Raw genomic sequence first — 18,878 nt, forward strand, 5'->3', positions numbered from 1 at the left:
GTTCCGCACGGGATCGGCGCGAACAGTCGCGCTCCATGCTACGATTGCCAACAGACGGAAGAGACCAATGACGATTGAGGTTGAATGGGCCCGAATGACGGCCCCGGAACTCAGGGCCATAGCAGCACGTCCAAGCGCATTGGCGGTGCTCCCGGTAGGCTCGCTCGAGCAGCATGGCCCCCATCTCCCGGTGATCACCGATACGGCCAGCGCGAGCGCGGCCGCGGTCCGGGCGGCACGGCTGGTCGCCGATGACATCCCTGTCGCCGTGCTGCCGGGCCTCTGGCTCGGCATGAGCGAGCATCACCTGCCCTTCGGCGGCACGATCAGCCTCGACTACGAGGCTTACCACGGCGTTCTCCGCTCCATCGTGCGCTCGCTGAAGGCCCTCGGATTCAAGCGTCTCCTCATCGTCAACGGCCATGGCGGCAACATCGACCCACTGGCCGTCGCCGCGCGGGAGCTCGCGGTGACGTTCGCCATGCCCATCGTCGCGACCACCCCGTGGATGCTGGCGCGCGACGAGATCGCGGCGATAGCCGAATCCGAAACGCCGAAGCATGCCTGCGAGGGTGAGACCTCGGTGATGCTGGCGATCGCTGGCGACATCGTGCGCACGGACAAGTTCGACGAGGCCGTGCAGCAGGCACCCAAGCGCGCTGAGGCTCCGCAAGGCTTCTCGCGCTTCTATTCGTTCTCGGAGCGGGCCCCGGTCACCGGGACGTGGGGCGACCCGCGCCCGGCCACCCGCGAGAAGGGAGAGCGATTTCTCGCGATTCAAGCGACCGCATTGGCCCAAAGCATGCGCGATGAGCGTCTCTGGTCGGCGCCGGATCCCGTCTGGAAGTGGGACCGGGGGCAGGGAACCACCTCCGGAAGGGCCGAATGACATGACCGGAGGCCCTCAGGCTGAAGCCGTGACACAATCAGCGATGTTGCAGCGGTCATGGAGCGCGAATGTAAGCACTTAGTGTGGCAAGCGTTCCATTCACCCAAAGACTACGCAAGGCTGTTGCGAACGCCGCAGCAAAGACGGGCGAAGTTCCAACATCCCCATAGACATCGCTCATCGCAAGCCACGCCGAGGGATCGTCTTTGGAGCGTCTCGCCGTCGATGTCAGCCGAGCCCAGTGCGGATCGTTGGGCTCGATCACCTTGCCACTGTCCGAGACGCCGCAGCAGTAGCGGCACCAGAGCGCAGATACAAGCGCGAGGCCGTCCATACTCTGACCCGTGGAGAGCCGGTCCTCAATGCTTGGAATGATGAACTTCGGCTGGCGGTTCGAGCCGTCGAAACAGAGGCGGCGGATGGTGTCTCCGATCGAGGGATTGGAAAAGCGCTTCTCGATGAGAGCGAAGTAGCCGTTCAGATCCGTTCCCGGGACTGGCGGGACCGCCGGTATGATCTCACGTCTTTCGAGCTTGGCGAGATAGCCTCCAATCAACGGATGAGCCATCGCCTCGTGCACAAAATCGATATCCAGCAAGCCGGCGGGATAGGCAATGGCGGCGTGGCCGCCATTGAGAATTCGAATCTTCATCAACTCAAACGGCGCAACATCTGGGACGAACTGGACGCCGACGGTCTCCAGCGCGGGACGCCCGCTCGAAAATCTGTCTTCCAACACCCATTGCCGGAATGGCTCGCACATCACCGGCCAATTGTCCTCGACTCCGAACTTGTCCCGTACGGCCGCGCGTTCACGATCAGTCGTGGCAGGTGTGATGCGATCGACCATCGAATTCGGGAACGCAACGTTGGCCTTGATCCACGTCGCGAGTTCCCCGTCGGAGAGCGCAGCCAAGCCGACAAGAACATTTGAGGTGACATGGCCGTTGTGAGGTATGTTATCGCAACACATGACCGTGAATGGCTGCGTCCCGGCCTTCCGCCGCGCTTTCAGACCGGCGAGGATCAGGCCAAACACGGTTTTCGGTTGATCGGGGCAGGCCGCGTCGGCGATGATGTCAGGATGGCCGGCATCGAAATTTTGCGTTGCGGGATCGATGAAATAGCCACCTTCGGTGATGGTCGTCGAGACGATACGGATGGCCGGGTCTGCAAGTTTCGCAATCACGGCCTCCGCATCGCCCGGTTCAATGAAATCGACCATTGAGCCGATGACCCGCGCCTGCGAATGCCCGGCGTCCTGCTCAACCACAGTGGTCAACCAGTCCTGCTCTCTGAGGCGCTGTCTGCCAGGCTTCTCGGCATCCAAGACGCCCGCGCCGACAATCGCCCATTCACGGTCGCTGCCGGAATTAAAGAGATCGTCGAGATAGACGGCCTGATGCGCCCGGTGGAAGTTCCCAAGCCCGAAATGCACGATCCCTGCCTTGAGGCCGGATCTGGCATAGGCAGGTCGGGTCATCTCCGGCGGTAGTCTCTCCAGATTTGAGAGGGAGAGCTTTACGCTCATCAGGGTACCTTTCGTTTGAAGGTCGTGAGGGCCGGAGCCGCGCCATCCGCCGTGCCTGGGCGCTCGGAATTCACAGCCTTGGGACAGGCTGGTCTCCCGCGAAGAGAAGCTCGCCGGATGCTCTATGGCGATGGAAGGGTACGGTCGTAAGTCTCAATTGAGCCTGATGCCGCTGGAACGTTCAAAAATATGCATCCGCTCCGGCGTGATGGACAGGGATACCCTGTCCCCTGCCGCGATGCGTCGCTCGCCGTCCACGATGGCCATCACTGTGGAGCCGCCGAGATCGAGCACCACATGCGTCTGGGCCCCCGTCGGCTCGACCAGCCTAACTCTGCCAGGAACACGGCCTTCCGCGCCCGTTTCCAGATGTTCGGGACGCAGTCCCAGGATGATCCTGCTCCCGGGACGGAGATTGCCCGCACCCGGCAAGGGCAAGGGTAACGCCGCCCCGCCCTGCAGCCGGACAACAGGACCGGAGTCGCTGTTGGCGATCTCCGCGTCAAGGAAATTCATTGCGGGTGAGCCGATGAAGCCCGCCACGAAGGTGTTCCCGGGCCGCGTGTAAAGCTCCAGAGGCGTGCCCTGCTGCTCGATCTTTCCCTTGTTCAGAACCACCACCCGATCTGCGAGGGTCATCGCCTCTATCTGATCATGCGTGACGTAAATCGAGGTGGTGCGCACCTTCTGATGCAACTCTTTGATCTCCGCGCGCATCTGCACTCGGAGCTTCGCATCGAGATTCGACAGCGGTTCGTCGAAGAGAAAGACCGCGGGCTTTCGAACAATGGCGCGCCCCATCGCCACGCGCTGGCGCTGTCCCCCCGACAGTTGATGCGGCCTGCGATCGAGCAGGGTCGTCAGATCCAGCATCCGTGCGGCTTCGCCCACCCGCTCTTTGATCTCCGCCTTAGGGCGGCCGGCAAGTTGAAGATTGAAGGCGATGTTGTCGAACACGGACATATGTGGGTAAAGCGCATAGTTTTGGAACACCATCGCAATATCGCGTTCGTTCGGATTCAGCCGGTTGACCTTTTCTCCACCAATGAAGAGATCGCCTGAGGTGATCTCCTCAAGGCCCGCGATCATCCGGAGCAGCGTTGACTTGCCGCATCCCGAGGGACCGACAAGGGCCACGAATTCCGCATCGGCGACCGCCAGATCGATACTGGGGACAATTTCGGCAGCGCCGTAGCATTTGCGGATTGCACGGAGTTCGACCGACGCCATCAATTCAACCTTTCTGCTGCATTGCAACGGGGCTCTGCCGACCAGCCACGAGGAGGGCGAGATCGGGTCGGTCCGTCGTCAGTTGGCCGATCGGTTTGGACATCCAGTACTCGAGCTCCGTTTCGGTATTCGGCACCCAACACCCCACGCGTGAGGTGCCGGCCTCCGCGACACATTGATCGATCACCTCTTCGAGCAGGCTCTTCTCGATGGCCACCACATTCGCGACGTCGATACCCCGCCGAAGGACCTTGTTGAACCCACCGAAGAACTCCGCGGAACGACGGTCGATCGGCATCAGCAGCCGCTGCGCAGGGAGCTTGCGCCGAACGTCCTCCAGGATCTCCGGGACGAAACAGGTGAGGAAAACCCGATCGAGCATGCCGCGCTCTTGCACCAGAGCAATGATCTTCTCAGGCATATCGGGATAGGGAAAGCCGCGCTCGTCGGTCTTGATCTCCAATTCGAGCTCAAGGCTGGTGGCCGCGAATATATCCAAGACCGCCGCCAATGTCGGCACTGTCTCGCCTCTGCTGTCTTTCAACACGATTTTCCCCAGAGCCTCGGCGCTTTGAGCCTGCACCGGGCCGCGGCCGTTCGTGGTGCGGTCGAGAAGGGGATCGTGAATGACCACCGGAACACCGTCGGAACTGAGGTGAACATCGAGTTCAACCGCGTCCACACCCAATGTCAGCACATTGCGGAACCCGCCGAGGCTATTCTCGGGCCAGAGGTTGCGACCGCCACGATGACCAATAATCTTCATCATCCGATAAATCTCCGATTTGTCATTTACCGCTGTCGACAAGACCTTTTACGAACCAGCGCTGCAGGACGATGATGACAAGGACAGGCGGAAGCATCGTCAGAAGCGAGGCGTTCATGAGGAGGTGCCAGGTCGGCAGCCCATCAGCCTGCGGCATCACCTTCTTCAGCCCGACCACTGCAGTGGTCATGTTTGGGTCAGTGGTCATGACCAACGGCCACAGATATTGATTCCATCCCATGAGAAACAGAATGATGGACAAGGCCACGATATTGGATCGCGACAGCGGCAGCAGGATGCGAAGGAAAAACTGAATTGGGCGAGCGCCATCGATGCGCGCCGCTTCGCAGAGTTCGTCCGGAACGGTCAGAAAGAATTGCCGGAACAGGAATGTGGCCGTCGCGGACGCGATGATTGGCAGGATCAATCCGGAATAGGTATTCACCATATTCCAATTCAGATCGACGCCTACGCCGAGCCACTCAGAGACAATGTTCAGCGGCAACGCCATATTCGCAGCCGATTCATACGTCGGCACGATGCGGACCTCGATCGGCAACATCATCGAAACGAAGATCAACCAGAAGGCGGTGCCGCGGAATGGAAAGCGGAAGTAGGTCACCGCAAAAGCCGCGAGCAGCGACAGCACCAGCTTTCCGATCGTGATCCCAAGCGCCACGATGGCCGTATTGATCAGCAGCTGTCCGAAATTGACGGTTTCAAGGACTTTAACCGTGTTGACGAAGAACTGGTCACTCGGCAGCCATCTCATCGGAACCTGGAGGACATCCTGCTGGCTCAGAGAACTCGTGACGAACACGAAATAAAGCGGCAGGCAGACCAGGACGATACCGGCAATCAGAATTGCGTGGCAAACGAAGTCGAGGACGGGTGTACGCTCGTTCATGGCTCAGACCGCATAATTGACACGCCGTTCGACCAGCCTGAACTGGGCGAAGGTCAAGGCAAGCGCAAGGATCATGAGGATGACCGACTGGGCCGCCGAGGCGCCCATATCCAGGCTGACGAAACCGTCTTGATAGACCTTGTAGACGAGGATCGAGGTTGATCCAGCAGGTTCGCCGCGCGTGGCCGCATCGACGATGGCAAAAGTGTCGAACAAACCGTAGACGAAATTGATGACGATGAGGAAGAAGAGCGTCGGCGCGATCATCGGCAGCGAAATCCGCTGGAATCGCCGGATGGGGCCCGCGCCATCAATGGCCGCCGATTCCAGGATCGAACGCGGAACCGCCAGGAGAGCTGCAATGAGGAATATGTAGTTGTAGCAGATGTGCTTCCACGAAGCGGCGATGACAAGGAGGATGAGCGCATCGCTTGCGTTTCGGGTCGGATCCCAGCCGATGCCCATCGCGTGCAACACCTGGGAGACGGGCCCGACGCGGGTGTTGAACATAAACGCCAGCATGATGCCGGCGACGGCCGGGGCGATGGCGTATGGCAGCAGGAGTATCGACCGATACGCGGAGCGCCCGCGGACGACATGGTTCGTCGCGAACGCGAGCAGAAGCGCAACTGAGAGCGTGACGGCGTTCTGAGCCAAAGTGAACCAGATAGTCACCTTGACCGACGCCCAGTACGCAGGGCTGGCGAGCAGGTTCGTGAAGTTCAGAAGACCCACCCACTGAACATTTCCACCGAAGGGATCATTAAGCTGAAAGGCTTGAATAAGGGCCCGAAACGATGGGATGAAGAAGAAGAGCAACAAGACCATGAGCTGGGGCGCCAGAAGGAGCGCCGGGATCCGCCATTCTCGGAAATGAGCACGCTTCAACCCGTTCTGGCTCCGCTCCCGGAAAAGAGCGCGCATGAGTCCGCTCGGCCTCCGCTCCGCCGCCGCGGAGCGGAGGTGCACGACACCTCCGCTTGCAGTGGTCATCGCTCGATCACTTCCCGGCGTTAAGCTGCTGATAGCGGCGGAGCACCTCGTTTCCGCGCGCGACCGCTGCGTCCAGGGCCTCCTGGACCGGCTTCTGCCCCAATGTGGCCGCCATGACCTCTTCCATGATGGACACGTTTGCCTGGTTGGAGTTTCCGAACCGGAAGCCCAGCGAATTGTCCGAGTTCGGTTTGCGCATCAGCTGCTCGATCGCGATGGCACGGGTCGGCTTCTGCTCGAAATAACCTTCCTTCTTCAGCAGATCGTAAGCTGTCGTTGTGACGGGCACGTAACCGGTGCCCTTGCTCCACCAGGCCTGGGTTTCCGGTTTCGACAGATAGTCGAAAAAGGCTGCAGCGCCCTTGTACTTGTCGTCCGTGTGCCCTTTGAGCACCCACAGAGCGCCTCCGCCGATTACGCTGTTGTGCGGCGTGCGCCCCTGCTCATAAGGCAGATAGGTCGCATTCCATTTGAACTGAGCGGACGCTTCAACGGATGCATGTGAGGCCGTCGATGCAATGATTGCCGAGCACGTCCCGGAGGTGAACAATTGGACGGGCTGAATCCCCTGCCCTGCAATCTCCATGATCCCGTCGGAGACAAGGTTATGCATCCGCTCGACCTGGGGCTTCAGGTATTTGTTGAACACGAACTCCGTATCCAACCCATCGATGCCGTTGCGCTTCGTGCCGTAGGGGAAATCGTTGATCGCCGAGTAATTCTCGAGGAAGCTCCATTCGAAGTCGCCGGGCAGGACCATTCCGCACTTGGAAACGCCCTTATCGTGGATGGCTTTCAGCTGCGCCTCGAATTCCCCCCAAGTCGCGGCAGGCTTTTCGAAACCTGCGGCTTTGAAATGCTGTTCATTGTACCAGAGGATCGGCGTTGACGAGTTGAACGGCATCGCCTGCAGCTTGCCCTTGTCGGTATAATAGGAAGCAACCGGCGCAATGACCGTACTCCAATCGACTTTGTAGCCTTCCTTGCTCATCAGGTCCGCCACAGGAAGGACTGCCGAGGAATTCACCATCGTGAGGAAGGCACGCTCGTTCGTCTGCGCGATCGTCGGAGCGCTTTTGGCCCGATAAGCGGCGATCATCGCGTTGATGAGCTCTTCGTATTTCCCCTTGTTCACCGGAACGACGGTGTACTGGTCCTGCGACTCGTTGAATTTCTTGACGAGTTCGTCGACGCGCTCGTTCAGCACGCCACCCATCGCATGCCAGAATTCGATCTGTGTCTTGGCCATGGCAGCGGTCCCCATGAGCATAGAGCCGCCAAGCAGCACAGCAGAGTAAACGAAGCGCTTCATAGTCGTCCTCCCATTTTTGATCATCTGCTTTTATACTGAGCATACGCTCTCGATCTTTATTGTCCAGTGCGATATTTATCATCACACTTGCTCGAACCCTTCTCGTGTCGCCGCGGAAAAACGTTGCCCGGCGCAACAGGTGCGATAATGCTCCCGTATGAAAGCTGTTTGACAAGCAGAGAGTAACCGATCTAGGCCTGAGCATGTTCTCATAAAGGTACGTAACATGGATACATTGCAGGGTCCGCTCGGCGATGGGCTATATGGCTTGGTCATTTTTGACTGTGATGGGGTTTTGGTCGACAGCGAAGTCATCAGCTGCGCGGCGGTTGCGGATGTTCTGACCCGCCATGGGGTGCCAACCGACATTGAATCCGTTCTGCGTAACTTCCTCGGCCGGCCCGCGTCGGCGGTGATCGAATATTATACCAAGCGCGCGAATGCGCCGGTTCCCGAGGATTTCATATCCGGCTGGCGATCACATCTTTTTTCGCGCTTTGAGAAGGAGCTACAGGCGATCAAGGGAATCCGGGCTGCCCTGGAGGCCATTGAACTGCCCCGCTGCGTCGCCTCTTCAAGCGATGAAGAACGTCTGGGCGTGTCCCTGACCAAGACTGGTCTCCGGGACCAATTCGCGGGAAACATCTTCAGCACGACCATGGTCAAACATGGCAAGCCGGCGCCGGATCTGTTCCTTTTCGCAGCCGACAGGATGGGGGTTGATCCATCACGCTGCCTGGTGGTCGAGGATAGTGAAAGCGGGATCCGAGCAGCAAAAGCTGCAGGAATGACGGCCGTCGGGTTCACGGGCGGAAGCCACTATCTGGTTCTGGATAACACAGCCTCATTGCGCCGGGCGGGGGCAGATTATATCATATCGAATGCCGCCGAATTGCCGCTCCTGCTGAAAGCTCCTTCCGCCGATGGCTGATTATGACAACCCTAAGCTGGATGACGCCGCCAGGGCCGGATGGCTATACTACATCGCGGGCAAGACACAGGACGAAATCGCACAGAAACTTGGGGTATCACGCCCTACGGCCCAACGGCTGGTATCATTGTGCCGTTCCGAGGGGCTGATCACATTTCGGATGAACCATCCAATCGCCGAATGCATGGAGCTCGCAAAGAGGCTCACTGAAGAATTTGAGCTCGTGTATTGCGACGTGGTGCCGTCTGAGGGGGCATGGCCCGACGTCTCGAGCACAGTTCCTGAAGCCGCCGCGATGTTGATCGAACGGCATTTGCGTTTGCGAGTGGCCACTGTGCTGGCGATAGGAACCGGACGGACCATGCGGGCCAGCGTCCAACGCGTGTCACCTTTGAACGGATCCATCCATCGATTGGTTGCGCTTGTCGGACACATTGGCCCCGATGGTTCGGCAAGCCCCTTCGATGCGCTGATTAAACTTTCCGAAACTGTTGGCGCTCAGCATTTCCCGCTGCTCTTACCGCTCTACTTGTCCTCGCCCGAAGAGAGAGACAAGCTATTATCGATCGCAACGATGCAGCGGATTCATCAACTGGCAGCCAATGCTGATCTGTGGCTCACTGGCATCAGCGATCTGGCCTCGGACTCGCCCCTTGCAAAAGAAGGCTTTCTTAGTCGAGATGAGTTGTTCGAACTCAACCGGCTTGGAGCCATTGGCGAGATCGGAGGGTGGGCATTTGACGCCGACGGCAGAATCGTTGACGGGAGCACGAATTCTCGGGTCACCAGCGTCGCGCCTCAAATCGGCGTTTCACGCCCTCGCATCTGCGTGGCATCGGGAGCTCGCAAGCTGACACCTCTGCAAGCGGCACTGCGCGGGCGCATCGTCAATGGCATCATCACCGACGAGGAGATGGCCAGAAGGCTGTTAGGGACGGCGTCGGAACTCATATGAAATGAGCACCGATAATGGTGCGCAGGCTGTTCGGACGGCGCCGTCGAGTCAACGTTTCGAGGTTGAAACGGCGGCTCTTCATCCGCCGATCGGAAGGCCCCGTACGCCGTTCACCTGATTCCAAGTCATACAGGTTGCGCCCCGACCAGGCGACAGTCAGCTGCTCTGGCAGCGCTGAATACGGCCGACGCGATGAATCGGCTGCTCCCCCGAACCCATCCAAAATCCCCCGGCTCGACGATCCATTCGCTCGAGCGTCTCGGCACCCCCACGCTCCTAGCAACCAAAGAACTGCTTCGGCTCTCCGGGACAGGACAAGTGCTCCTCACCGCGATCGCGCCCCAACGCGATTTGTGAATATAATCTTAGTGCCGGGTCGCTCGGAACAGAGGCATGTCTAAATGTCCATACGTTTGACATTGGCGCTTCGGCATGGTGGCATTCGTCTGCTTGCAAAAAACGCTCCGCCGGCACTCCTGACAAGGACTGCGGAATAGAACGGGCAAGGGAACGGGAAGCACGGAGGTAACCATGAAATCGGTTTTAGGTGGGTTGGCCGTATTGGCGCTGGCATTCGGCTCCGCGTCGGCGCAAGAGACCAAGGTCGCTATCGGAATCTCGGGTTGGACGGGCTTCGCACCCCTGACGCTCGCAAAGGAGGCCGGTATCTTCAAGAAGAACGGCCTCGACGTGTCGATCACGAAGATTCCGCAAGCCAGCCGGCATCTCGCGATTCAGTCAGGCGATGTGCAATGCGCAGCCACGACCGTCGAGACTTGGATTGTGTGGAATGCGAACGGCGTCCCCACCAAGCAGATCTTCCAGCTCGATAAGAGCTACGGCGCGGACGGCATGGTGGTGCGCAACGGCGTCGAGGCGATCAAGGACATCAAGGGCAGGACCGTGGCCGCCTCCGCACCAGGCACATCGCCCTACTTCGCCCTGGCCTGGATGCTCAAGAAGAACGGCCTGTCCGTGAAGGACGTCACGGTCGTCAATATGGAACCCGGACCGGCCGCTCAGGCCTTCATCGCCGGGCAGAACGACGCCGCCATGACCTATGAGCCCTATCTCTCCTCGGTGCGTGCCGCACCCCAGGCAGGGAAGATCATCGCCACGACCCTGGACTACCCGATGGTGATGGACACGTTCGGCTGCACGCCGAAATTCCTGAGCGAGAATCCCAAGGCTGCGAAGGCGCTGGCCGACAGCTATTTCGAGGCTCTCGACCTGATCGCCAAGGATCCGGCGAAGTCTTATGAGATCATGGGTGCGGACGTGAAGCAGACCGGTGAAGCCTTCGGCGCCTCCGCCAAGTTCCTGCGCTGGCAGGACCGCGAGGCGAACAGGAAGTTCTTCGACAGCGAGTTCAAGACCTTCTCGGCGGAGGCCGCGGACCTGCTGCTCGAAACCGGCATCATCAAGCAGAAGCCGGACATGGATGCTCTCGTGGATACGAGCTTCATTCAGTAACGGGATTCCACCCACGGCGATGGTTCGGATCATGCGGACCATCGCCGAGACTAGCCATCCTCATTATCTTCCCGATCCCGTGGCTATCCCTTCTGGGTGACAGAACAGTTCTCCCATGCCTCGTCCTCTCGAACCTGTCAGCCAAGGCACGCGCGTTGTCCTTGGTATCTCATTTTTTGTTCTCTTCTTCGCGTCCTGGGCCGTTGCGACCCTCGGCGGCTTCGTCTCGCGCACCTTTCTGGCCGATCCGATCACGATGGTGCAGGATGGCTGGCTGCTTCTCACACGCTTCGGCTTCATGAGCGATATCGCGGTGACCGTCTGGCGTGTCGTAGGCGGGTTCATCCTGGCTGCCATCGTCGCCGTACCGCTCGGGATCATGATGGGCGCCTACAAATCCTTCGAAGCATTCATCGAGCCTTTCGTATCCTTCGCACGTTACCTTCCGGCCTCCGCCTTCGTTCCTCTTCTCATTCTCTGGGCCGGCATCGGCGAGATGCAGAAGCTGCTCGTCATTTTCATCGGCTCTGTCTTCCAGATCATCCTGATGGTGGCGGTTTCGGTCGGCAATACGCGCCGGGATCTGGTTGAAGCGGCCTACACATTGGGCTCCAGCGACCAGGGCGTCGTAAAACGCGTGCTCATTCCGGCAAATGCACCGGAGATCGCTGAGATCCTTCGCCTCGTCCTTGGCTGGGCCTGGACCTATGTCATCGTGGCCGAACTGATCGGCTCCTCCTCCGGCATCGGCCACATGATCATCGACAGCCAGGCGCTTCTGGCGACCGGCCAGATGATCTTCGGGATCATCGTCATCGGCATCATCGGCCTGATTTCGGATTTCCTGTTCAAGGCTCTGAACCGCCTGCTCTTTCCCTGGAGGCTCGCATGACCGCCACGATCCTCCAGATCGATAATGTCTCGCGGGTGTTTCCGGGCGTGCGCGGCGGGGCTCCCGTGCGTGCGCTGGAACCGACGAATTTGCAGGTGGCGCAGAACGACTTCATCACGATTCTCGGCCCCTCTGGCTGCGGCAAGTCCACGCTGCTGCGCATCGTGGCGGGCCTTGATCGCCCCAGCGCCGGGCGCGTGCTGCTCAACGGTCGCGAGATCAAAGGCCCGGGCGCCGACCGGGGCATGGTGTTTCAGTCCTACACGCTGTTCCCGTGGCTGACGATTGCCGAAAACATCGCCTATGGTCTGCGTGAGAAGGGCATACCGAAATCGCAGCGCCAGAACATCGTGACGTCCTACACCGAGAAGGTCGGCCTACTCGGCTTCGAGAACCACTATCCGAAGCAGCTCTCGGGCGGCATGCAGCAGCGCACCGCCATCGCCCGTGCGCTCGCGAACGACCCTGCCATCCTCCTCCTCGACGAACCTTTCGGAGCGCTCGACAACCAAACCCGGGGTCTCATGCAGGAATTGCTGCTCGGCATCTGGGAGCGGGAACGTAAGACGGTTCTCTTCGTCACCCACGATATCGAGGAGGCCATCTTTCTCGCCTCCCGCGTGATCGTGATGTCGGCCCGTCCCGGCCGCATCAAGGCGGACATCGCCGTCGATCTTCCGCACCCCCGCCACTACACCATGAAGACCAGTCCCGAATTCTCGCGCCTGAAGGCGCTTCTCACGGAGGAGATCCGGGCCGAGGCTCTTCAGGCCGATACAGCTCACTGAGCCCTTTGCCAGCGCATCGTGCGAAAAAGTGGACCCGGTTCTGCGCAAGGACGACGCGCTCTTCTCGAATCCGATGCACTCGCCACGCAGTTCAAGACCAATTTGTCCCTTATCTCGAAATCCATTGTTGCTCCTCCCCAATCTTAGGTCTTGCTCCCCAAGTTCAGGAGAGGCCTTCGCTCCGCGGCACGCTTTGCAACAGGTAGGCCGCGAAAGCCTGTGCCGTGTCGCTGAGTTCGCCCTCCTGTTTCCATGCCAGGCCGATTTCCAGCGGCGGGATCGGTTCAGCTAAAGAGAGACGTTCGATCTTACGTCCCTCAAGCGACCAAGGGCGATAGACCGTATCGGCGACGATGGTCACCCCCAAGCCAAGCCCAATCCATTCGCGCATTGCCTCCATCGAAGTAGTGCGCAGCACGACATTCGGCTCGAAGCCCAATGGGCGGCCGAAATTGCGCATCACTCGCTCACCTTCGTCGACCATCAGGAAGACGTAAGGCAGCTCCGAGACCTGGGCGAAGGATACTGACTTCTCCGCCAGCAGCGGTGAGCTTCCGGATACCCATAGCCGACGTTGCGAGCGCGCCAGTATTCGGCTCTCCAACTCGTTGGGGCGGCTCAGATTCGATGTCAGGACGATTCCTATATCCGCCCGCCCCGTGATCAACGCCTCTTCGCATTCGGGGCGTGTCAACTCGCTCAGCGTCACCTCGATATTGGGATGGGCACTCCGGAACTTTCCGAGATAGGGGAGCAGGAAATAGCCGATCACCACGTGGGTCGCGACCAGACGCAAGTGCCCGGACAGATTCAGCGATGCCTGGAACGGCCACCGGCGGGCCTCCTCGACAGCTCCGAGGATATTCAACGCATGCTGGTAGAAGAGGTGCCCACGGTGTGTCAGTGTTACGCCACTTGCATGCCGATCCAGAAGCGGCATCCCCAGCGTGCGTTCCAACTCAAGGATCGCCGTCGTAACCGCCGATTGCGATACCCCGATCTCGACTGCAGCATTGGCAATTTTCTTGGCTTCGGCAGCGGCCACGAAATAGGTAAGCTGCCGCAGAGTAAATTCCGGTATCTTCATCGCTTTTCCGGAATAAGGAGCCACGCTGAATCGCTCGCCCTGGGTGAATCTGTTTTTCAGATATTTGGAATAACAATATTTAAATTGACTATATCACCACGCATAGCAAGTTGGCAACGTTAGGCGAAATGCCCTCATCGTTCATGGGAGGTGACCGATGAACTCGTTGCAGGTTCGCGTTGCAGCGATCCGCAAGGAAGCGACCGATATCGCTTCGCTCGAACTGGTCCCGGAAAATGGCCAGGCGCTGCCCGCATTCGAGGCTGGTGCCCATGTTGACGTCATGCTGCCGGGTCTGCCCATGCGCCAGTATTCCTTGTGCAATCCACCTTGGGAAACGCACCGCTACGTCGTCGCGGTGCTGAAGGAAGCAGAGTCGCGCGGGGTCTCACGTCACATTCACGAGAGAATCTCAATCGGAGACACGCTGCTCATCAGCGCACCGAAAAACCACTTCGCGCTGGAGCGGGCGGCGAGACACACGCTGTTGCTGGCCGGCGGCATCGGCGTAACGCCCCTGCTGGCGATGGCTGAGTCCCTGGCCGCGAGAGGCGCCAGCTTCGAGATGCATTACTGCGCTCGCAGCCGCGACCGTTTGGCGTTCACAGAGATCCTGTCCGCCGAGAGGTTTCATGGCCGGGTGCATCTGCGCCTGGACGATGGGCCGGCAGAGCAGAAGCTGACACTTGGTCCGCTCCTGGCCGGGCGTGATCCGCAGGATCATCTCTATATCTGCGGACCGACGGGCTTCATCGAATACGTGAAATCCTCGGCCCTCGCTGCGGGATGGCCCGAGGATGCAATCCATACCGAACATTTCTCGGGCACCGTCGAACAGCTTGAGACCGATTCGGATTTCGAAATCGAGATCGAAGGAAGCGGTCGGGTCGTTCCCGTCGCCAAGGGACAGACCGCGCTGGATGCGTTGCTGAATGCCGGGCTGGACGTACCGAATTCGTGTACCGAGGGCGTTTGCGGCATGTGCATGACGCAAGTCATCGAGGGAATTCCCGACCATCGCGACCAGTTCCTGACTGCCGCCGAGCGTTCGCGCAACGACACTTTCATGCCCTGCTGCTCGCGGTCGAAAACGCCGAGACTGGTAATCTCTCATGAATATTGATTTTTCCCATTCGGGACGGCCCTCATGAACCATTCGCCCAGGAATTCGCCCAGGAATTCGCCCAAGACCGCCCGCGTCATCGACGTGCACGCCCATGCCGTCCTGATCGAGACCATGGGGGCCGCCGGAGAGTATGGTCCGGAGATCGGGGGCACGCCTCAAGGCCAGCCCTGGTTTCGGGTCGGCAGCTATCGATTGGATGGGGTGCGCTATGTCGGCAGCCCGTTCATGGATCCTGAATTGCGCCTCAAACGCATGGATGAGGCCGGGATCGACTACCAGGTCCTGTCGCCCAATCCTCTCACCTACTTCCACTTCATCCCGTCTGTCGACGCCATTCGCTATTGCCGGACGCATAACGACGCTCTGGCCCAGGTCGTGGCTCCGAGAGCAGGACGGCTTGGAGCGCTGGCCGCTCTCCCCATGCAGGATGTCGCCGCAGCCTGCGAGGAATTACGGCGGGCTGTGACCGAATTGGGAATGCTCGGCGCGCAGATCGGCACGGACATGCCGCATCGCCTGGACGATCCGAAGATGGATGCGCTCTACGAGACCTGTGTGGCGCTGAATGTGCCGTTGTTCATCCATCCGGGACCCGCAGGCATCGACGGGCCGCCGGGCGATCCTTCGCTCAAGCAGTTCGACCTCGATGTCGTAGTCGGCTTTGCCGCGCAGGAGGTTCTGGCGATCTGCACCCTCGTTTATGGCGGCGTGCTGGATCGGCATCGACAGCTGGATCTTTGCCTCAGCCATGGCGGCGGCGCGATGGGCTATCTCTTCGGCCGCATGAAGCGGGCCGTGAAGAAGCGCCCCTGGGTGCCGGAGGCCCTGAAGCCGGAAGGTGCGCTGGAGGAGCGGCTGCAGCGCATCTGGTACGACAACCACCTGAACCACGACCCTTCGCTGGACCTGCTGACGTCACTTATCGGAACCGATCGGCTGGTTTACGGCACGAATTTCGCCGGCTGGGACGCACCGGATGTCGGCGACGGCCATGAGCCCGCGCCGAAGCTGGCTGAGAATGCCCGCCGATTGCTGAGATTGGACCAATAATTAAAGCGAGGTTTCGCCATGCAGAAGACCATCATTGTCAAGAATGGCAGAGTGATCGACGGCACGGGTGCCGCGCCGACCGCCACCTCGATCCTCATCAAGGACGGGAAAATCGCGGCCCTCGGCAGTATGGCGGAGGCGCAGGCGGAGGGCGCCAGGGTCATCGACGCATCCGGCCAGACCGTCATGCCCGGTCTCATCGACGCTCATTGCCATCTCGCCTTTGACGATGCGGCCTCGAATGCCGAGATCTTTCATCAGCGCCGCGATGCGCTTTCAGCTCTCGTGGCTTCCTATAACGCACGCAAGCTGCTGCGAGCCGGCGTGACCGGGGTCCTCGACCCGGACAGCACCTTCGAGAACATGAAGGACCTTCGCGACGCGATCGACGCCAACATCGTCGAAGGTCCGCGGATGTCTTGCGGTGCCTATGCGCTGATCAACAACCTCGGCGGAACCGCCGGTACGCTGATCAACGACAAAGGCGTCACCGGATACTACAAAGCCGTTTCGGGCCGCGACGAAATCGTCGCCGAGATCCGTCGCCAGATCAAGCACGGCGCGGACTGGATCAAGGTCCACGTGACCGGCGTCGTCCCGCGCATGGCCCATCTGGGTGAGGTCTGCGTCTGGACCGAGGATGAACTGAAACTCATCTGCGACACGGCTCATGAGCTGCACACTCCGGTCATGGGCCATTGCCGGGGTGCGGAAGCCACGCGCCGCGCTGCGGTCGCAGGCTTCGACTTGATCTTCCACGCTACCGCCATGGACGAGGCGGCGCTCCGCGAGGTGATCGATCGCAGGATCCCCATCGCCCCTGCCCTGACCTTCCAGGCGAACATGGTCGATTTCGGACCGAGGCTCGGCACCTCGGACAACCTGATCCGCCTCTTCGAGCGCGAGATCACCGAAAGCATCGAAACCCTCACCGAGGCGCATAAGGCCGGCGTGCCGATCCTTTGCGGCTCCGAGTCCGGCTTCTCCCTGGTGCCCTACGGAGACTGGCACTATCGCGAAATGGAAGTACTGGTGAAGTACTTCGGCTTCTCGCCGCTCGAGGCGATCCGCTCGGCGACGTTCGAGGGCGGCTTCGCGCTCAGGATGCAGGGCCGCGTCGGCGCTATCCTTGAAGGCTATGAGGCTGACATCATCTTCGTGAACGGCCGCGTTGAGGAAGATGTCACCATCCTTGGCGACACCGACAACATCACCCGGGTGATGATCGGCGGCGTCGAGAAGAACATTGCCCCCCTCCCCGATCGCAAGCCGATCACCGGCTGGCGTCTTGCCAGCATGGGTAAGAAGCTGACCCGGGACTATATCGAAGTGGTCAGGCCGGATCCGAACGAGCCCTTCAATCCCGAGGAGCTGCACTGAGAGCTGGGACATGGCAATACGAAAGGGGGGCTCTTACGAAAGGGCGGCTCTTGAGCCGCCCTTTTTCATGTGCCGTGGACGAAATTCTCTATTCGCGCATGTTCACCAGCGCGATGCGGCTGCTGAGCATGCTCGGCAGGAATGCCCCTTGCAGGGCAGGCCCCGAAATTTGGCCTGTCCGTCCCTCGGCAACCGCACGGCCCGCGACACGACCCAGCGTGAAACCGCCGCAGAGGCGCATACCACCCAACTCGGCTGTCGGGTTCAGCCCTCCGACAGAATCTCCCGCCGCGTAGAGACCTGGGATTGCCTCACCGAAGACATCCACGACCTGCATTGCGGAATTCACCCGCATGCCGCCGCTGACGAAGTTCGAGCCGACCACCATCGGCACCGCATGGAATGGTCCCTCGGAAATGGACCGCCGACCTTCCGGCAGGATGACCCGGCCGAATCGATTGTCCTTCTGCTCGTCGGTCGTCAAAAAGGCGTTCCATTCGGCGACCGAGGCGGCAAGCGCCTGCGGATCGATACACGCTCGCGCCGCGAGTTCGCTCAAAGTCGGAGCGGAGACTGCGGTCTCGGGCATCTGCGCCAGCAGCGCGGCCTTGCGCGTGAAAGTGACATTGTCGAAGATGTAATGCGCGGTTTTGCCCGGCTGATGCTGAAGAGCCTCGACGCGCCGCTCGTAGGGACCTGCCTCATCATGGAAGCGTACCCCGTTGCGGTTCACCGCGATGCAGTCCTCGACGAAGGATGAGGAGACGATCACCAGCGGCAATACCTGCCCCATATTGATGAGATCGGCACCAATAGCCCCGGCCATCAGATGTCCGTCGCCGCGGCAGGTATCGACACCCAGATACGGCGCCCGCGCCAGGAAACCCGGCACATGGCGCGCCCGGAGTTCGGGGTTCGCCTGGTAGCCGCCCGCGGCCATAACGACGCCCTGCCGCACTCTCCAGCGGAGCCGGCGCCCTTCCGCATCCTGCGCCAGCAGGCCCGTCACCCGGCCGTTCTCAGAGATCAGCCGACGTGCGGAGGTTCGCGTGAACAGCCGGACATTCGGAAGGGCAAAGTCTGGTGCAAACGCCCGGCGGAATGCCATCATGTCTTCGACCGCCAACATCCGGTCTGTCCGGTGCTGGAGGGGGCGCGGAATGAACCGTGAGAATCGGACCCCACGGGCCAGCAGAATTTCGTAGGTTTCGGCACTGAGCTCCGCGAACATGCGCAGCAGGACCGGATCATGGATCAGGGGATAGCGGTCCCGCAGCAGATCCATGCTGTGCTCGGCATCCGCGATGAAGGCATCGACACTGTCGGAAATGCCTGCCTCGGCCTGCGCGCGCGAGTTCACGAAGGCCATATAGCCCGTGGACCACACGGAATTCCCGCCAATATCGTCCAACGCCTCGACGGCATGGACCTCGGCACCGGAAGCGGCGGCGGCGGCAGTCGCGGCCATTCCTCCAGGACCTGTCCCGACGACCAGGACATCGCAAACAAAGTCGGCATCGGACGAAACGTCCGATGCCTGTGTGTTGGTGAATGGCGATGTCATGGTC

General features: G+C 60.3%; 17 protein-coding genes. 9 read left to right on the forward strand and 8 right to left on the reverse strand.

All coding sequences use genetic code 11. The features are described 5' to 3' along the window. The first annotated feature begins 67 nt into the window (after nt 1–67). Nucleotides 68–889: a creatininase family protein gene (locus RE429_RS27430; RefSeq protein WP_414474875.1), complete on the forward strand. Its 822-nt coding sequence runs from the start codon at nt 68–70 to the stop codon at nt 887–889. A 55-nt stretch (nt 890–944) separates the two neighbouring features. Here RE429_RS27430 and RE429_RS27435 read toward each other — a convergent pair whose 3' ends face one another. The 6 genes from RE429_RS27435 to RE429_RS27460 form a co-directional block, all read right to left on the reverse strand. Continuing rightward, a complete protein-coding gene (locus RE429_RS27435; RefSeq protein WP_414474876.1) occupies nt 945–2,420 on the reverse strand; it encodes a mannitol dehydrogenase family protein in 1,476 nt (491 codons plus the stop codon). A gap of 153 nt (nt 2,421–2,573) precedes the next feature. Next, complete coding sequence (locus RE429_RS27440) at nt 2,574–3,650, reverse strand: ABC transporter ATP-binding protein (protein ID WP_414474877.1); 1,077 nt, start codon at nt 3,648–3,650, stop codon at nt 2,574–2,576. A 4-nt stretch (nt 3,651–3,654) separates the two neighbouring features. Then, complete coding sequence (locus tag RE429_RS27445) at nt 3,655–4,458, reverse strand: glycerophosphodiester phosphodiesterase family protein (RefSeq protein WP_414474878.1); 804 nt, start codon at nt 4,456–4,458, stop codon at nt 3,655–3,657. Beyond that, a complete protein-coding gene (ugpE, locus tag RE429_RS27450) occupies nt 4,439–5,323 on the reverse strand; it encodes a sn-glycerol-3-phosphate ABC transporter permease UgpE (RefSeq protein WP_414474879.1) in 885 nt (294 codons plus the stop codon). Before ugpE ends, RE429_RS27445 begins: the two co-directional genes overlap by 20 nt. Before the next feature lie 3 nt (nt 5,324–5,326). Then, entirely contained in the window at nt 5,327–6,247 is a 921-nt protein-coding gene (locus RE429_RS27455) for an ABC transporter permease subunit (protein ID WP_414474880.1), read from the reverse strand. Nucleotides 6,248–6,323: 76 nt separating this feature from the next. Continuing rightward, nucleotides 6,324–7,628: an extracellular solute-binding protein gene (locus RE429_RS27460; RefSeq protein ID WP_414474881.1), complete on the reverse strand. Its 1,305-nt coding sequence runs from the start codon at nt 7,626–7,628 to the stop codon at nt 6,324–6,326. Between the two features lie 226 nt (nt 7,629–7,854). On the opposite strand from RE429_RS27460, the gene RE429_RS27465 reads away from it, so the two are divergent. From RE429_RS27465 to RE429_RS27485, 5 genes are all read left to right on the forward strand, one after another. Next, complete coding sequence (locus tag RE429_RS27465; RefSeq protein ID WP_414474882.1) at nt 7,855–8,559, forward strand: HAD family hydrolase; 705 nt, start codon at nt 7,855–7,857, stop codon at nt 8,557–8,559. Continuing rightward, nucleotides 8,552–9,514 (forward strand): sugar-binding transcriptional regulator, encoded by a 963-nt coding sequence (locus tag RE429_RS27470; protein ID WP_414474883.1) that lies wholly within the window; start codon nt 8,552–8,554, stop codon nt 9,512–9,514. The genes RE429_RS27465 and RE429_RS27470 overlap by 8 nt, the downstream gene beginning before the upstream one ends. A gap of 531 nt (nt 9,515–10,045) precedes the next feature. Next, nucleotides 10,046–10,987: an ABC transporter substrate-binding protein gene (locus RE429_RS27475; RefSeq protein ID WP_414474884.1), complete on the forward strand. Its 942-nt coding sequence runs from the start codon at nt 10,046–10,048 to the stop codon at nt 10,985–10,987. A gap of 115 nt (nt 10,988–11,102) precedes the next feature. Further along, the gene (locus RE429_RS27480; RefSeq protein WP_414474885.1) at nt 11,103–11,879 is read left to right on the forward strand and encodes an ABC transporter permease; all 777 of its coding nucleotides are present in this window, start codon (nt 11,103–11,105) and stop codon (nt 11,877–11,879) included. Further along, a complete protein-coding gene (locus tag RE429_RS27485) occupies nt 11,876–12,667 on the forward strand; it encodes an ABC transporter ATP-binding protein (protein ID WP_414474886.1) in 792 nt (263 codons plus the stop codon). The genes RE429_RS27480 and RE429_RS27485 overlap by 4 nt, the downstream gene beginning before the upstream one ends. A gap of 163 nt (nt 12,668–12,830) precedes the next feature. On the opposite strand, the gene RE429_RS27490 is transcribed toward RE429_RS27485, so the two are convergent. Then, on the reverse strand, nt 12,831–13,778 hold the full coding sequence (locus RE429_RS27490; RefSeq protein ID WP_414474887.1) for a LysR substrate-binding domain-containing protein: 948 nt from the start codon (nt 13,776–13,778) through the stop codon (nt 12,831–12,833). Between the two features lie 133 nt (nt 13,779–13,911). Here RE429_RS27490 and RE429_RS27495 point away from each other — a divergent pair, with 133 nt between their 5' ends. The 3 genes from RE429_RS27495 to RE429_RS27505 are packed head-to-tail and all read left to right on the forward strand — an operon-like array spanning nt 13,912 to nt 17,310. Then, nucleotides 13,912–14,877, forward strand: coding sequence for a PDR/VanB family oxidoreductase (locus tag RE429_RS27495; RefSeq protein ID WP_414474888.1), 966 nt, complete (start codon nt 13,912–13,914; stop codon nt 14,875–14,877). A gap of 24 nt (nt 14,878–14,901) precedes the next feature. Beyond that, on the forward strand, nt 14,902–15,930 hold the full coding sequence (locus tag RE429_RS27500) for an amidohydrolase family protein (protein WP_414474889.1): 1,029 nt from the start codon (nt 14,902–14,904) through the stop codon (nt 15,928–15,930). An 18-nt stretch (nt 15,931–15,948) separates the two neighbouring features. Further along, complete coding sequence (locus tag RE429_RS27505; RefSeq protein WP_414474890.1) at nt 15,949–17,310, forward strand: amidohydrolase family protein; 1,362 nt, start codon at nt 15,949–15,951, stop codon at nt 17,308–17,310. Between the two features lie 88 nt (nt 17,311–17,398). Here the strand turns inward: RE429_RS27505 and RE429_RS27510 are convergent, their stop codons facing one another. Then, nucleotides 17,399–18,778: an FAD-binding protein gene (locus tag RE429_RS27510; protein ID WP_414474891.1), complete on the reverse strand. Its 1,380-nt coding sequence runs from the start codon at nt 18,776–18,778 to the stop codon at nt 17,399–17,401. Nucleotides 18,779–18,878 lie beyond the last annotated feature (100 nt).

Origin of the sequence: Microvirga sp. M2 (assembly GCF_047497095.1) — a bacterium.
Lineage (GTDB): Bacteria > Pseudomonadota > Alphaproteobacteria > Rhizobiales > Beijerinckiaceae > Microvirga.